Origin of the sequence: Pigmentiphaga daeguensis (assembly GCF_039523035.1) — a bacterium.
GTDB lineage: Bacteria > Pseudomonadota > Gammaproteobacteria > Burkholderiales > Burkholderiaceae_B > Pigmentiphaga > Pigmentiphaga daeguensis.
Genome location: NZ_BAAAEN010000037.1, coordinates 1 through 15876, shown reverse-complemented (window position 1 = coordinate 15876; position 15876 = coordinate 1). Strand labels below are relative to the sequence as shown.

Genomic DNA, 15876 nt, shown 5'->3' with positions numbered 1-15876 from the left:
TCCCGCATGTCCCAACCCTCCATTCGCATCGCCGTCGGCGACTACGACCGCACTCGTGCCCTGGTCGACGGCAGCGTCGGTGTCGAGGGCTTCGAGACCCGGTTCGCGACCGGCGACCTCGAGGCCATCTTCTCGCAGGCTTTCCAGACCGCCGAGTACGAGGTCACCGAGCTGTCGTTCAGCAACTTCCTGATCGCCAGCGTGCGAGGCGGCTGCCCCTATGTGGCCTTGCCCATTTTCCCGTCGCGCTCGTTCCGCCACTCGGCCATCTACGTGCGGGCCGGCAGCGGTATCGCCACGCCGGCCGGCCTGGCGGGCAAGAGGATCGGCCTGCGCGAGTATTCCAACACGGTGGCGCTGGTCGCCCGCGGCATGCTGTCGGACGAATACGGCTTCGATCCGGGCAGTTGCGCGTGGTTTGCCGGCGACGTGGACCACGTGGAGCGGGACACGATCGACCCGCGCAACTGGCCCAAGGGGGTGAATATCCAGGCCGTGCGGGGTCGCACGCTGTCGTCGATGATGGAGGCCGGCCAGCTCGATGCGCTGATCGCCTACACGCCGCCGGCGGTTTTCGGCCGCGCCGGCGTGGGCCGGCTGTTTCCCGACTGGCGCGACGTCGAAAAGGACTACTACGCGCGCACGCGGCGCTTTCCGATCATGCATGTGATCGCGCTGCGGCGCGACGTGGCCGAGGCGAACCCCGGCCTGCCCAAGGCGCTGCTGGCCGCATTCAACCAGGCCAAGCAGGTGGCGCAGGACCGCCTGGCCATCCACCAGGCGCTGCCCGTCATGCTGCCATGGATGCAGGCCGAGGCCGAGAGCACGCAGGCGCTGATGGGGCAGGACTTCTGGCCCTACGGTTTCGAGGCCAACCGCGACATGATCGAGACGCAGATCCGCTGGTCGCACGAGCAAGGGCTGATTCCGCGCCGGCCGGCCGCCGAGGAGCTGTTCCCGGGCTGGTAAGCCTGCGCCGGCTCGCATCCCCGCCCACCACTATTCGTTCCCCGCATACAGGGAATGACCGCCTTCTATTGGACGCCGGCCAATAGGAGCGCCTATCTTTCGTCTCCAACAGGCGGCGCATGCCGCCCCCAAAAGAATCCACCGAAGTGGAACAGGAGACGACATGAGCCGGAACCGGCGGCCGATACGCAGCGGCATGGGCCGCAGCACCCCCGAACGCATCTTCGTCCAGGGCCTGGACCTGGCCCGGGACATCATCGGTACCCTCAATTTCGGCGACATGGCGTATCTGGAGCTGACCGGACGCCTGCCCGACGCTCGGCAATCCCGGGTATTCAACGCCATTCTCGTCACCCTGGTCGAGCACGGCATGACGCCCATGGCCATCGTCGCGCGGCTGACCTACCTGGGGGCGCCGGAGTCCCTGCAGTCCGCGGTGGCCGCGGGGCTGTGCGGGATGGGAACCACTTTCGCCGGTACAGCCGAAGGCGCGGCACGGATGCTGGAATCCGCCTGGGCCGCTACGCCGGAGGGCTCGCCAGAAGAGCTTGCGCGCGGCGTGGTCGCGGATTTCCGGAACCGCAGGCAGTCCGTCCCGGGTATCGGCCACAACCTGCACAAACCCGTTGATCCGCGCACGGGCCGCCTGTTCCAGGTCGCGGCAGAAGAAGGTTATTCCGGACGGTATGTCGACCTGATGCGCGCCATCGGCCAGGAAGCCGAGGCGGTTTACGGCAAGAGCCTGCCCGTCAATGCCACCGGCGCCATCGGCGCGCTGTGCTGCGAGCTTGGGATCTCCTGGCGCGCGGCGCGGGGGATCGCGGTCATGGGCCGGGCAGTGGGGCTGGTCGGCCATCTGGTCGAGGAGCAGGCGCATCCGGTGGCCGCCGAGATCTGGCTGCGTACCGAGGAAGAGGCTGGCGAACATGACACGCCGCCCGCGGGCGGACGACAAGGAGGGTGACATGCGGCGACTATCGATGCGAGGGCTGGCGGTTGCGGTGGCGGGCCTGGCCTGGTGGGGGCCGTCCACCGCGCATGCGGAGTGGCCCGACAAGCCCATCCGCTTCATCGTGCCTTATCCGGCGGGAGGCGGCACCGACATCGTGGCGCGCGCCGTCGGCAAGAGGATGGCGGAGAACCTGGGCCAGCCCGTCATCGTGGAGAACCGGCCCGGGGCCAGCACCATCATCGGGACCGAGGCGGTGGCCCGGGCCGAGGGGGACGGCTACACGATCGGCCTGGTGACGGATTCCCACGCGTTGAACCCGATCTTCTTCGGCCAGAAGCTGTCCTACGACTCGGTCAAGGATTTCGCGCCGGTCAGCCAATTGGTCTTCGTGCCTTTCATTCTGGTGGCCAATCCCAAGGCGCAGGTCTCCACCGTGCATGAACTGATCGCCGCCGCCAAGGCCCGGCCCGGGAAGATTACCTATGCCTCCATCGGGAACGGTACCCCGCACTATCTGGCCATGGAGTGGGTGAAGGCGCTGGCCGACATCGATCTGACCCATGTTCCCTACAAGGGGGTCGCTCCGGCGCTGGCCGATGTGGTGGGCGGGCAGGTGGACGTGATGTTCACCGGCATGTCCTCGGGCGTGCCGCACGTGCGTTCGGGCCGGCTCAAGGGGCTGGCCGTCTCGGGCAAGGAGCGGTCGGCGATCGCGCCGGACATTCCCACGGTGGCCGAGTCGGGCCTGAAGGAGTTCTCTTTCATGACCTGGTACGGGGTGGTCGCGCCGGCGTCCACGCCGCCAGCGATCGTGGGGCGCCTGAGCAGGGAGATCCGCAAGGCGCTCGAGAGTCCGGAGGTCAAGGAACAGTTCGTGAAGCTGGGCGTGGAGGGGGCTCCGTCCACGCCGGAGGAGTTCGGCGCTTTCCTGCAACGGGAATCGGCGCACTACCAGCACATCATCAAGTTGACCGGCGCAAAGGGCGAATAGTGGAATTGACTCAGGAACAACGGCTGATCCGGGACACGGTCCATGCGCTGGCGAGCGAACGGTTCGCGCCGGGCGCGGCGGCGGCCGACCGGCAGTATCGGCCTCCGCTCGACAACCTGAAGGTGCTGGCCGGGCATGGCTATACCGGCATTTTCCTGCCCGAGAGCTACGGCGGGACAGGCCTGGGGCTGCTGGAGACGGTGCTGGTGGTGGAGCAACTGGCGCGGTCCTGCGCCAATACGGCCATGCTGTATTCCTGCACTGACGGCGCGACGCCGCGCGCCATCCTGCACATCGGATCCGAACCGCTCAGGCAGCGCTATCTGCCTGCCTTCGCCAAGGCGGAGCGGTATGCGGCCTGGAGCATGTCGGAGGCGAATGCGGGCTCCGACGTGGGCAATGTGCAGACCCGCGCCGTCAGCGATGGCCGGCATTACGTGATCAATGGCAGCAAGCTCTGGTGCACCGCCGCCCAGGTGGCGGACGTGTTCCTGGTGCTGGTGCGGCTGACCGACGAGCCCGGCATGAAGGGCGTGGGGGCGGTGCTGGTCGAGCGCGGCACGCCCGGGTTTTCGGTGGGCAAGCATCTGGATCTGCTGGGGCTGCGCGGGACGGGCATGGCCGAACTGGTCTTCCAGGACTGCCGCGTGCCGGTTGAGAACCTGCTCTTGCCGGCGGGGCGGATGAAGGACCTGCTGCAGGTGCTGGACGCCGATCGCATCACCGGCAACCCCCCCATCTGCCTGGGGCTGGCCCAGGCGGCGCTGGGCCATGCCGTCCAGCATCTGAAGGACCGTGCCCAGTTCGGCCGCCCGCTTGCGGAGAACCAGGGATTGCAGTGGAAGCTGGCCGACATGGCGATGGACATCGAAGCGGCGCGCGCGCTGGTGTACGGGGCCGCGCAGGCCATCGACCAGGGGCGGCAGTCGGTGGCGCAGGTTTCCATCGCCAAGACCTATGCCAACGAGATGGCGGTGCGCGTGACCAACCAGGCCATGCAGCTTGCCGGCGCATATGGGTTGTCGGAGGAGTATCCCTTCGAGCGCTACTTCCGCGACGCACGCGGCATGTCCATTGGCTACGGAACGACCGAGATCCATAGAAATTCCATCGCGCGGGAACTGCTCAAGGGCAGCTACCTCGTCTGACGCCTGATGCGCGGGAGGACCATGATGTCAGAAGCAAAGACCACCATCGACGCCGGCGACGGGCGCGGTTTCGCCGCCTATGTCGGTCGGCCGGAGAAACCGAACGGCCACGCCGTGATCGTGCTGCAGGAGATATTCGGCGTGACCGATGCGATACGCGGCGTGGCCGATCGCTATGCGGCCGAAGGCTATCTCGCGCTGGCGCCCGATCTCTATTGGCGCATCGAGCCGGGCGTCGAGCTGAGCCATTCCAAGGCCGACATCGAGCGCGCGTTCCAGTATCTGGAGCGGTTCGACGAAGAGGCGGGTCTGGCCGACATCGGCAGGGTCGCCGCGCACATCCGCGCCATGCCGGGATTCCGGGGCCGCGTGGCGGTGGTGGGCCTGTGCCTGGGAGGAAAGCTGGCATTCCGCTGCGCCGCCAGACTGGAGGTCGATGCGGCGGCCGTGTTCTATGGCGTGGGGGTGGAGGACCATCTGGACGAGGCGGCCGCCTTGCGCTGCCCGGTGGTGCTGCACTACGGCGACCAGGACCGCTACGCGTCCGCCGAGGCCCAGGCCAGGATAGAAGCAGCGCTGCCGCTCACGGCAGGCGGAGGCTTTTACCGATACCCCGGGGTCGGCCACGGTTTCTATACGCGCGGCGAGCTGGCGGCGGCCGAGCTGGCCCACGAGCGGACCACGGCGTTCCTGCGGACCGCGTTGGGGGCAGGCAATCGATGAAAGTCCTTCAAGGGATCCGGGTGCTCGACCTGGGGAATTTCATTACCGCGCCGCTGGCCGGCATGTCGCTGGCCGAACTGGGGGCGGATGTCGTGAAGATCGAGCGGCCGGGCAGCGGCGACCCGTTCCGCGCATTCAAGGGGGGGCTCTACAGCCCTCAGTTCCAGGCGCACAACAGGAACAAGCGCAGCCTGGCGCTGGACTACACCCGACCCGAGGGGCGGGCCGTGCTGGACAAGCTGGTGGAAGACGCCGACGTGCTGCTCCTGAACATGCGTCCGGGCGTGGAGGAGCGGCTGGGCCTGGGCGCCGAGCGTCTGCGTCGGCTCAATCCCCGCCTTGTTTATTGCGCCATCACGGGCTTCGGCGCCAGCGGCCCCTATGCCGGCCGGCCGGCCTACGACAACGTGGGGCAGGCGGTCTCGGGATGGCTGTCCATGTTCCACCGCGGCGAGGACCCGCGGGTGGCCGGCCCCGCGGTATCCGATGCGGTGACGGGCATCTACGCCTGCCTCGGGATCCTGGGCGCCCTGGTGGAGCGGGCATCGACCGGCCTGGGGCGCAAGGTCGAGGTCAACATGCTCGAAGCGATGATCGCCATGGCGTGCGAGCCGCTGGGTTCGATGCTGGCAACCGGCCAGACGCCCACGCTGTATGGGCGGGCAGCCATGTCGCAGTCGTACATCCTGACCTGCCAGGACGGGCGCCGCATCGCCCTGCATCTTTCGTCGCCCGACAAGTTCTGGCGCGGCCTGGTCCAGGCGATCGACCGCCCGGATCTGCTCGCGGCCTATCCGGCGCGTCACGACCGCGTGGAACGCTACGACGAACTGGCGCGCACGCTGGCCGAGGTGTTCGCCCAGCGGGAGCGGGAGTACTGGCTACCCCGGCTCGAGGCCCATGACGTTCCGTTCACCCCGGAGCGGACCTTGGATGAACTGGACGAGGATCCACAGGTGCGGCACCTGGGCGTCTTCTACACGCAGCAGCATCCGCGCCACGGCACGTTGCGCGCCGCGCATCGCGCGATCCGCTACGACGGCGACCACGACAGCAATTTCCTGCCTCCGCCCGACCTGGGCGAGCACACGGAAGAAGTCTTGCGGGAGGCAGGGTTTTCCGAAGCCGCCATGAGCGAGCTCAGGCAGGCCCGAATCATCTGACGCGGATCTTTCCGCATGAAGGGGATGGCGATGAAGTTGGCACGCTTCACGGGAACGCTGTGCGCGCTGGGCCTGGCGGTTGCCGCCGGCCAGGCGGGCGCGGCCGGGTGGCCGGATCGGCCGGTACGCATCGTCGTCTCGTCGGGGGCGGGCGGAACCGCCGACATCGTCGCCCGCCTGCTCGCGCAGAAACTGGAGGCGGCCTTGGGCCAGCCGTTCGTCGTCGAGAACAAGCCGGGGGCGGGCGGACATGTTGGTGCCGCCCAGGTGGCCCGCTCACCCGCGGACGGCTATGTATGGCTGATGAGCGGCAGCCCGACGCACTCGGTCGGGCCGCACCTGTACAAGAACCTTCCGTATGACCCGATGCGCGACGTGCCGCCCGCCGCCATGGTCGCCATTGCGCCGAACCTGCTGGTCGTCAATCGCGAGCTACCCGTGCGATCGGTGGCGGAACTCGTCGCGCTGGCGCGCGAGAAGCCCGGCGAGCTGACCTACTCGTCGGCCGGCAACGGCACGTCGGGACATCTGGCGGGGGCCTTGTTGCAGAGCATGGCCGGGATTCGCCTCAAACACGTTCCGTACAAGACCGGTCCGGACGCGGTGACGAGTGTCATCGCCGGCGATGTCTCCATGACCTTCTTTACCGTGCCCGCGGTGATGAAGCAGGTGCAGGCGGGCCGGTTGCGGGCGTTGGCCGTGACATCGAGCGCGCGCACCCCGCTCGCTCCCGATTTGCCCACGGTGGCCGAGGCAGGCTATCCGGGATTCGATGTGCTGGGCTGGTACGCCTTGTTCGCGCCCAAGGATACGCCCGCGCAGATCGTCGACCGCTTGAGCGCGCAGGTCGAGCGTATCCTGGCCCAGGCCGACGTGCGCGAAAGACTCCAACAACTCGGCGCGGAACCGCACTACCTCGATGCCAAAGACCTGACCGCTTACATCGCGGTCGAATCACCGAAGTGGAAGACGCTGATCGAAGCATCGGGCGCACGGGTGGACTGATGGCCGAAAACAGTCAGATCGAGCGCATCGTGCGCTGGGACGTGTTCGTCCGCAGCCTTGCCTACGCTCGCGAGGTCCATTGGAGCGACATGACCGAGGCGGCCGCGCAGTTCGTGATCCTGCGCATCGAGACCGAGTCCGGCGCGGCGGGGGCGGCCGAGGTCGTGGTCAAGCCGACGTGGGTCGGCGCCACCGCAGCCAGTCTCGTCGCCACGCTGCGCGAGGTGTTCGAGCCCTTGGCCCGGCAAACGGGGTTGTCGGGGCCGGGGCAACTACGCGGGGCGCTCGAATCCATCCCGGGCAACACCGTCGCCAAGGCCTTGATCGACAACGCATGCTGGGACTGGGAAGCAGCCCGCCAGGGGCAGCCGTTGTGGCGGCTGTGGAAGGGGCGGTCCGAGGTCGAACTGTCCTGGGCCATTACCCGGCAGGCGCCCGACGCCATGGCGCGCGAGGCCGCCGCGATGGTGCAAGCCCATGGCTTTCGGACCCTGAAGATCAAGGGCGGGCAGGGGCTGCATCTGGACCGGGCCAGCCTGGCGGCGGTACGCCGGGCACTGGGCGATGCCACGCGCCTGTATGTGGATGCCAATGGCGCCTATCCGTTCGAAGAAGCCGCGGACTACGTGCGAGCCATGGCGCAGGAAGGCGTGGAGGTCGTGGAAGATCCTTCGCCTTTGTCCCCGGATGGCGCGTTCCAGGCCCTGCAACGGGATGCGGGCCTGCCGCTGCTGGTCGATTTCGGGATGACCTCGACGCGAGACGCCCGGCTTTTCCTGGAGCGCGGCGCCGGCATCCTGAGCGCGAAGCCGGGGCGCTTCGGCCTTTCCGATGCGCAGGCCATGCGCGATCTTGCCGCCCGGGCACGGGCCGGCACGGTAGCAGGCCTCATGGGCGAGAGCGCCATGGGCACGTGGAGCGGCCTGCAATTCGCCGCGACGCTGCCGGCTGGCTCGCTACCCGCCGAACTGAGCTGGTTCCTGGCCATGCGGGAGCAGTACGTCGGGCACGTGCCGGCGATCGTCGACGGCATGGTGGCCCTGCCCGATACCCCCTCCGTTGCCGAACTCGTGGACTGGGAAAGCATGAAAGATTTCAAGGTGCCGTCATGAGCAATGTGCGGATGGGCAGGCACGCCATCGCCTATGACGAACTGGTCGTGGGCGAGCGTTACGAGGGAAGCGCCCGCACGTTGACGCAGACCGATCTTTCCCTGGCCTGCATGTTGAGCGGAGACTGGCACCCCATTCACGCCGATGTCGAGTTCTGCCGTGCGACAGGCATGCCGGGGCCGATGTTCCAGGGCCCCTACGGCATCCTGCTGGCCATGGGCATGGCGACGCAACTGCCTGTATTCGCGGATCCTGTCGTCGGCGCGACCGGCCTGGCGCAGTGGCGATACCGGCGGCCGTTGCGGGTGGGGGACACGGTGCATGTCAGGGCGACGATCAATGGCAAGCGGGTGACATCCGACGGACAGCGAGCCATCGTCGACAGACGCTTCGAACTGCTCGGCCCGGACGGGGAGTCGTTCCAGGAAGGGTATGGAGGAACCATGCTGCGGCTCTCATCCAGGGGGGAACAATCATGATTCTCGGCGACATCGTCGACCACAACGCGCGCTGCCTGCGCGATCATCCGGCCTTTCTTTTCGAAGGCCGCGTCATCACGCACGGAGAGTTCGGGCAAAGGGTGAGACGGCTTGGCAATGCGTTGGTCGCCCAGGGCCTGGCGCGCGGCGACCGCATTGCGATCCTGGCCCAGAATTGTCCCGAGTACATGGAGATGTACTGTGTGGCGGGCATGTGCGGGTTCATCGCGGTCGGGATGAATTACCGGCTGTCGGCGGCGGACCAGGTTGCCATCCTGCGTGATTGCGCTCCCGCCCTGCTGGTCTATGACCCCGAGTACGAGGACCGGGTGCGGGAGTTGTGCACCGCCTTGCCTGCGCAGGTCCGGACCATGAAGCTGGGAGGCGATGCGGGCGAGGCGGGCTACGAGGCGGCCATCGCCCGCGCGGACGCCGTGCCGCCGCCGATGCGTGCCCGGGACGACGACACCGTTTTCCTGATCTATACCAGCGGCACCACTGGAACCGCCAAGGGTGTCATGCTGGGCAACGCCGGCCAGGTGGAGCAGGCCCGCATGCTGGCGCTGTCGCACGGCGCGCAGCCCACTGACCGCATGCTCATCGTCATGCCCGCCTATCACATAGGGGGTACCACCGAGCTGCTCAGCTACCTGATCTGCGGTGCGACGATCGTACTGCACCGCCGGTTCGACGCGCGGGAGATCCTGGACAGCATGGCGCGCCATCGCGTGACGGCCGCCCACTTCGCGCCGATCATGATCCAGGCCCTGCTGGACGAGCAGGAAAGGCAGGCCGTGGACCTGTCCAGCCTGAAGACGATCTGCTATGCCTCCGCGCCGATGTCGGTGGCGCTGTCCCGGCGGGCGCATCGCGCGCTTGGCCGGATTTTCATGCAGGTCTATGGGATGACCGAGCACGGGCCCGGCACCGCTCTCCTGAAGCACCAGCACGAACCGGAGGGGGACTCGGCCCAGGCCGCCCGCATGGCGTCGGCAGGCCAGCCGATCCCCGGCGTGGAAATCAGGATCCTGGACGAGCAGGGCCGGGAACTGGAACAGGGGCGAATCGGCGAAATCGCCATGCGCTCGGCCGCCATCATGCAGGGCTATTGGGGCAAGCCGGCGGAGACCGCGGCGGCGCTGGACGGCGGGTGGATGAAGACGGGCGATCTGGGCTATTTCGACGAGGACCACTACCTGTTCATCGTCGATCGCAAGAAAGACATGATCATCTCCGGGGGCGAGAACATCTATTCGCGGGAAGTGGAGGAGGCGTTGCTGCTTCATCCCGCGGTCCTGGAAGCAGCGGTGATCGGCGTGCCCGATGAGAAGTGGGGGGAGTCGGTGAAGGCATTCGTCGCCCTGAAGGCGGGCGGGCAGGCCGACGAGCGCACGCTGATCGAACACTGCCGCCAGAGGCTGGCCAGCTACAAGAAGCCGCGCAGCATCGAATTCATGGCTGCGCTGCCGCGCCTGCCCAGCACGAACAAGATAGACAAGAAGGCATTGCGCGCGCCGTACTGGGCAAACAAGGCCAGGCAAGTCGCCTGAGCAGACAGACCAAAAGGAGACGAGCATGAACCTACGCAGGATTCTCGCCGGCGTTGCCGCGCTGGCATGGTTGGCGGCAGCCGGAGCGGCGCATGGCGAGGCGTTTCCCGCCAGGATGGTGCGCATCGTCGTACCCTTCACCGCCGGCGGCCTGGCGGATGTCGTGGCGCGTGGAATCGCCCAGGAGTTGACGAGCCGCTGGTCGCAGCCCGTCATCGTCGAGAACAAGCCCGGGGCCAATACCATCATCGCCGCCGAACACGTGGCCCGTGCGGCGCCGGATGGCTACACGCTGCTGATGGCCAACGACCCGACGCTCTCCTCCAATCAATATCTCTATCGCAAGCTTTCCTACGATCCGGTCAAGGATTTCGTGCCGGTGGTCAATCTCGTACAGACGCGGGAGATTCTGCTGGCGAGCAGGAAGTCAGGTCTGGCGAGCGTGGAGGCGCTCGTGGCGCGCGCGAAGGCGCGTCCCGGAGAGGTGACCTACGGCTCGTATGGCGTGGGAAGCAAGGCTCAACTCGATGCCGAGGCCTTTTCGTCGCTGGCGGGCATCCGGATGAATCACGTTCCCTACAAGGGCGTCGCCGACGTCATGGCCGCCCTGGTGGGCGGCCAGATCGACGTGGCGTGGGTAGGCGTGCCGCCATCCATTCCCATGGTCCAGGGGGACAAGGTCAGGCTGCTGGCGGTTGCGGCGCCGCGGCGGATCACCGCCTTTCCTGCTGCGCCGACGTTCGCGGAGCTGGGGTTTCCGGAGATGGTCTCGCAAGCCTGGTTCGGCCTGGTCGCGCCCAGGGACACGCCGGACGCCATCGTGGGCAGGATCGCCGCCGACGTGTCGGCCGTCGTCTCGCAGCCGGCTTTCCTGGACAAGTACGTGACGGGCGTCGGGCTCGAGCCGTTGAACCAGGGGCCCGAGGAGTTCGGGCGTTTCCTGGTCCGGGACCGGGCGGAGTACGAGGCCAGCATCCGCAATGCCAAGGTGAAGCTGGACTAGCCGGAGAAGAACGATGGATTTCGAGCTGGAACCGGAATTGCGCATGCTGCGCGACGCCGTGCGCCGTTTCGTGGAAAACGAGTTGTTGCCGCTGGAAGGTCGTTACGCCAATGAGCATGACATTCCCGACGATGTCCGGCTGCGGTTGCAGGACAAGGCGAAGGAATTGGGCTTCTGGGCTTTCGATCTGCCGGAGGAGGCGGGCGGAGGGGGCGTCGGCGTTGTCGGCATGTGTGTCGTGTTCGAGGAACTGGCCCGGTGCAACGTCCCCTCGTTCCGTGCCCCCACGGTTCTGACGCCCTATCTGGGGCCGGTATTGTTCCGTGGCAGCCAGAAGCAGAAGGAAACGTACCTGCTGCCCGTCGCCCGGGGCGAGAAGCGCACCTGTTTTGCGCTGACCGAAGCGGGGGCCGGGTCCGATCCGGCCGGCATGCGGACGACCGCGATCGCCGACGGCGATCACTTCGTCATCAACGGCGCCAAGGTCTTCATCACCGGCGCCGACAAGGCGGATTTCGCGCAGGTGTTCGCGCGCACCATCAAGGATGGACAGGAGCTGGGTGTCAGCTGTTTTCTGGTCGACCGGGGCACGCCGGGGATGCGCTTGGGCCAGAGCTTCGAGCTGATGTCGCCGGACCGGCCATGGGAACTGCTGTTCGACAATGTTCGGGTTCCGGCGGACAGCATGGTGGGCGTGGCCGGGCAGGGCTGGGAGCTGGCGCGGGAATTTCTCGACATGGGCCGCCTCATCCACGGCCCGAAGGCGCTGGGGCGCGCGCAGCGTGCCCTGGACATGGCGATCGCCTACGCCAACGAGCGCTGTACGTTCGGACAGCCCCTGGCCCGGCGCCAGGCCATCCAGTGGATGATCGCCGATTCCACGGTGGAGCTCCATGCGGCCAGATCCATGGTGCTGCACGCCGCGTGGAAGGCGGACCGCGGACTGGACTATCATCTCGAGGCGTCCGCGGTGAAGCTCTACGCGGACGAAATGTTGATACGCGTCGTCGACCGGGCCATCCAGATCCACGGCGGCGTGGGGTTGTCTCGCGAATTGCCGCTGGAACTCATGTATCGAGATGCGCGCAGCCGCACCATTACCGAAGGTTCTTCCGAAATGCAGCGGATGATCATTGCGTCGGGGGCGCTGTCCGGCCGGTACGGAACCAATCGCTTCGAAACTTGAACAGGCAGTAGGCATTGCCGCCGGCGACCGATCGCATTCCACGGAGGGCGGCAATGAACATCGAGAGCATCGATCTGAACCTGTTGGTGGCTTTCGACGCAATGATGCAGGAGCGCAACGTCACGCGGGCCGGGTTGCGCGTAGGCCTGTCCCAGCCTTCGATGAGCCATGCCCTGACCCGCTTGCGCCATCTGTGCGGCGATCCGCTGTTCGTTCGGGTGAAGACGGGAATGGAGCCCACGCCGTTCGCGCAGCGTATCGCTCCCAGCGTGCGGGCCGGGCTGGCCATCATGCGCGCGGGACTGGAGGAAGCCGTGGCGTTCGATCCGGCGCGGTCGGAGCGGATTTTCCAGATACTGCTGAGCGACATCGGCGAAGTGGTCTACCTGCCTCGCCTGATGCAGCACCTGAAGAGCGTGGCGCCGGGCGTCGGGCTGCGCATACTGCAATTGCCGCGCGAAAGCTACCGCGAAGCGCTCGAATGCGGGGACGCCGACCTCGCGGTGGGTTTCCTGCCCGGATTGAGTGCGGGGTTCTACCAGCAGCGTCTGTTCAGCGACCGCCATGTCTGCCTGCTGAGGTCGGATCACCCGCGCATCGGCGCATCGCTCGGCCTCCAGAGTTTCAGCGAGGAATTTCATATCATGATCGAGCCGGCGGGGACGCGGTATAGCCGCGCCTCCCTGCATTCCTCGACCACGACGCTGATCGAGCAGTACCTGGAGAAGAACGGGTTGCGCCGCCACATCGCGTTGCGTGTGCCGCATTTCACCATCGTGCCCGAGATCCTGGCCGCTACCGAACTGCTGGTGGTCATCCCCGGTACCGTGGCGCGTCTCATGATGCCCTGGCGTCACGTCAAGATGCTGCCGTTGCCTTTCGAGGTGCCGGAATTCGAGGTCAAGCAGTTCTGGCATGAACGCAGCCACCAGGATGCCGGCACTCGCTGGCTGCGCGGCGTCTTCGCGGACTTGTTCCTGGAGCAGGGCGCGCAATTGCGGACGGCAGGCTAGCTCGGCGCTGCCTCACCTGAGATTCCGGAGCTTTCCCAGCGCGGAAGCCGGGGCGGCGATCGATGCCGCCACCATGGTGGTCATCATGATCGAGTCGGCCGTGGCGCTGGAGGCGGTGGATGCCATCGCCGCCGTCGACGGGGTGGACATGCTGTTCATCGGCACCAACGATCTCTGCGCGGAACTGGGTATCCCCGGGCAACTGGACCATCCGCTGATTCGCCAGGCCTATGCCGCATGCATGCGTGCCTGCGAGGTGAATGGCAAGCACCTGGGCATAGGCGGACTGAACGCGCACCCCGCGCTCGCGGCCGAGTTCGTCGAGCTGGGTGCCCGCTACGTATCGACGGGTACGGACCTGTCGTTCCTGGCCACAGGGGCGGCGTCCAGGGCCAGGCAGATGCGCGAGCGTTTTTCCGCGCCTCCTCACACTTGAAGACGGCCCATGGCCCCGGCCTGGCCGCCGTCGCTGGCGCTTCTAGAACCCCAGCGCCACCGCCAACCCCCCGCCCACCACGCCGATCCCGACCACGCCCGCCACCAGCACGGTCAGTTCCACCGGCCTGAACGATTTCGCCACCATCGCCAGCGAGGGCAGGCTGATGGGCGGCAGGGTCATGATCAGCGCGGCGGCGGGGCCTGCGGCCATGCCCAGCGACAGCATCGCCTGCACGATGGGAACTTCGCCGGCGGTGGGGATGACGAACAGCATGCCGGCCACGGCCAGGCCGACGATCCAGAGCACGCTGTTGTCCACGCCGGCGCCGACTTCCGGGAACAGCCAGGCGCGCGCGGCGCCCAGCAGCAGGACCAGCACGATGTATTCGGGCAGCAGGCGCAGCGTCATGCGGGCCAGGATGCGCATCCAGCGCCGGAATACGTTCGGGTCTTCCGGGCCCGTCTCGCCCGCGGCCTGCATGGCTTGCATCTGCGCGACGTCGAAGGTGCCGGTGCGGCCCTGGCTCATGCGGTTGAGCAGCCAGCCCAGGCCCAGCACCATCACGAGGCCCAGTCCCAGGCGCAGCCCCATCCAGTGCCAGCCCAGCACGAAGCCCATGAAGATCAGCGTGGCGGGGTTGAGCACCGTGTTGCCCAGCCAGAACGCGGCGGCGCTGCCGGGCGCCGCCTGGCATTTGCGCAGGCCGGCCACGACCGGCGCGGCGCAGCAGGTGCACATCATGCCGGGCAGGGAAAGCAGGCCGCCCGCCACGACGCTGCCCAGGCCGGTGCCGCCCAGCAGGCGCAATATCCATGCGCGCGGCAGCAGGGCCTGCACGCCCGATCCCAGCAACAGGCCCAGCACCATGGCCTTCCAGATGGCCAGGCCGTAGGCCACTGCATAGTCCAGCGCCGCCTGCATCGATGGCGCGGGCGGGGCGGACTGCCCGCCCATCAGGATGGACTGGCCGATGGAGTGCGTGTCGGCCGCGACGAAGGCGCGGTCGTAATAGGGCGACCATTTCACGTAGAACAGGCCGGCGATCGCGATCAGCGCGAACACCGCGATGGCCCAGGCGGGGTGGGGGGCGGAGCGTGGGGAGGCGTGGGTACTCATGAAGGGCTGCGCAAGGTGCCGTCGTTGGCGAGGAGGCACCATTTTAGTGGCTGCGCAGGCCTTTTCTTTCGCGGTGCCACGATTCCCGGCCGAGCTGGCGGCCTACCGTTTTTACAAATAGTCATCTGAACTGCAACTATTGACATTTGGCGCGAACCGATGCAGTCCGGCAGACAAAATCACTTACAATCGCCGGTCATGCGAGCCCGGTGGCGTTTCCGCCATGCCCGGCCCGCAAGCCGTTCCAGCCCGTGATCGCATGGGCTTTTTTATTTCACGATGACTCCAGCCTGGCACTTCGCTGGACTGCGCTGAAGCTGGATACAGCAGGTTTATCAATAACTTACGCGCGTCCATCATATGCCGGTGCTTTCTGAAACCTGACCCGGCTTCCACTCTCATGGCTCCCATGTGGCTCTTGGAAACGGGTCTTTCCGAGGAGTCATCATGGCCAAGATCAAACTCACCAAGACCGCTGTGGAGTCGGCGCAGCCCCAGGCGCAGGCGGTCGAACTGCGGGATACCGTGGTGCCGGGCTTCCTGTGCAAGATCACCCCGGCGGGTCGCCGGGTGTTCATGCTCCAGTACCGCACGAATGCCGGGGAGCGCCGCAAACCCGCCTTGGGCCTGTTTGGGGAGCTGACCGTCGAGCAAGCCCGCGTTATGGCCCAGGACTGGCTGGCCGAGGTTCGCCGGGGTGGCGATCCCGGCGGTGCCAAGACCGAGGCGCGCAAGGCCCCCACTATCGCGGAGTTGTGCAAGAAGTTCATGGAGGACTACTCCAAGAAGCGCAACAAGCCCAGCACGCAGGAAGGCTATCAGGGCGTCATCGACCGCTGCATCATCCCATTGCTGGGCCGCAAGAAAGTGCTTGATGTGAAGCGCCCCGACATTGCCGGGCTGATGGAAAAGCTCTCGTACAAGCCGACCTGACCTGCTCCCCAATTTAGTACGAAACCAAATTAGAGTCTGCGGTTAAAAAACTGTCTGCAAACTGCTTGGGCGTCAGATACCCGAGCGAACTGTG

General features: G+C 66.8%; 15 protein-coding genes and 1 pseudogene. 15 read left to right on the top strand and 1 reads right to left on the bottom strand.

The window, feature by feature from the left end:
* The first annotated feature begins 6 nt into the window (after positions 1-6).
* From ABD104_RS27910 to ABD104_RS27845, 14 genes are all read left to right on the top strand, one after another.
* On the top strand, positions 7-969 hold the full coding sequence (locus ABD104_RS27910) for an ABC transporter substrate-binding protein (protein ID WP_343928646.1): 963 nt from the start codon (positions 7-9) through the stop codon (positions 967-969).
* Positions 970-1132: 163 nt separating this feature from the next.
* Positions 1133-1933, top strand: coding sequence for a citryl-CoA lyase (locus tag ABD104_RS27905; RefSeq protein ID WP_130357809.1), 801 nt, complete (start codon positions 1133-1135; stop codon positions 1931-1933).
* A 1-nt stretch (position 1934) separates the two neighbouring features.
* Positions 1935-2912 (top strand): Bug family tripartite tricarboxylate transporter substrate binding protein, encoded by a 978-nt coding sequence (locus tag ABD104_RS27900; RefSeq protein WP_343928645.1) that lies wholly within the window; start codon positions 1935-1937, stop codon positions 2910-2912.
* Positions 2913-2917: 5 nt separating this feature from the next.
* On the top strand, positions 2918-4060 hold the full coding sequence (locus ABD104_RS27895; protein WP_343928644.1) for an acyl-CoA dehydrogenase family protein: 1143 nt from the start codon (positions 2918-2920) through the stop codon (positions 4058-4060).
* 21 nt (positions 4061-4081) lie between these two features.
* Positions 4082-4783 (top strand): dienelactone hydrolase family protein, encoded by a 702-nt coding sequence (locus tag ABD104_RS27890; RefSeq protein WP_343928643.1) that lies wholly within the window; start codon positions 4082-4084, stop codon positions 4781-4783.
* Entirely contained in the window at positions 4780-5946 is a 1167-nt protein-coding gene (locus ABD104_RS27885) for a CaiB/BaiF CoA transferase family protein (RefSeq protein WP_343928642.1), read from the top strand. Before ABD104_RS27890 ends, ABD104_RS27885 begins: the two co-directional genes overlap by 4 nt.
* 30 nt (positions 5947-5976) lie before the next feature.
* Positions 5977-6951 (top strand): Bug family tripartite tricarboxylate transporter substrate binding protein, encoded by a 975-nt coding sequence (locus tag ABD104_RS27880; RefSeq protein ID WP_343928641.1) that lies wholly within the window; start codon positions 5977-5979, stop codon positions 6949-6951.
* On the top strand, positions 6951-8063 hold the full coding sequence (locus ABD104_RS27875) for a mandelate racemase/muconate lactonizing enzyme family protein (RefSeq protein ID WP_343928640.1): 1113 nt from the start codon (positions 6951-6953) through the stop codon (positions 8061-8063). Before ABD104_RS27880 ends, ABD104_RS27875 begins: the two co-directional genes overlap by 1 nt.
* A complete protein-coding gene (locus tag ABD104_RS27870; RefSeq protein ID WP_343928639.1) occupies positions 8060-8542 on the top strand; it encodes a MaoC/PaaZ C-terminal domain-containing protein in 483 nt (160 codons plus the stop codon). The genes ABD104_RS27875 and ABD104_RS27870 overlap by 4 nt, the downstream gene beginning before the upstream one ends.
* Complete coding sequence (locus ABD104_RS27865) at positions 8539-10092, top strand: long-chain-fatty-acid--CoA ligase (RefSeq protein WP_343928638.1); 1554 nt, start codon at positions 8539-8541, stop codon at positions 10090-10092. Before ABD104_RS27870 ends, ABD104_RS27865 begins: the two co-directional genes overlap by 4 nt.
* 25 nt (positions 10093-10117) lie before the next feature.
* Entirely contained in the window at positions 10118-11095 is a 978-nt protein-coding gene (locus tag ABD104_RS27860) for a Bug family tripartite tricarboxylate transporter substrate binding protein (protein ID WP_087836848.1), read from the top strand.
* Positions 11096-11108: 13 nt separating this feature from the next.
* Complete coding sequence (locus ABD104_RS27855) at positions 11109-12281, top strand: acyl-CoA dehydrogenase family protein (protein ID WP_343928637.1); 1173 nt, start codon at positions 11109-11111, stop codon at positions 12279-12281.
* A 53-nt stretch (positions 12282-12334) separates the two neighbouring features.
* Positions 12335-13294: a LysR family transcriptional regulator gene (locus tag ABD104_RS27850; protein ID WP_087836850.1), complete on the top strand. Its 960-nt coding sequence runs from the start codon at positions 12335-12337 to the stop codon at positions 13292-13294.
* Complete coding sequence (locus ABD104_RS27845; protein WP_343928636.1) at positions 13197-13730, top strand: aldolase/citrate lyase family protein; 534 nt, start codon at positions 13197-13199, stop codon at positions 13728-13730. Before ABD104_RS27850 ends, ABD104_RS27845 begins: the two co-directional genes overlap by 98 nt.
* Before the next feature lie 42 nt (positions 13731-13772).
* Here ABD104_RS27845 and ABD104_RS27840 read toward each other — a convergent pair whose 3' ends face one another.
* Positions 13773-14849 carry a permease gene (locus ABD104_RS27840; RefSeq protein WP_343928635.1) on the bottom strand — a complete coding sequence of 359 codons (1077 nt, stop codon included), beginning with the start codon at positions 14847-14849 and terminating at the stop codon, positions 13773-13775.
* 447 nt (positions 14850-15296) lie between these two features.
* On the opposite strand from ABD104_RS27840, the pseudogene ABD104_RS27835 reads away from it, so the two are divergent.
* Positions 15297-15776: pseudogene (locus ABD104_RS27835) on the top strand (integrase arm-type DNA-binding domain-containing protein); the annotation flags it as partial.
* Positions 15777-15876 lie beyond the last annotated feature (100 nt).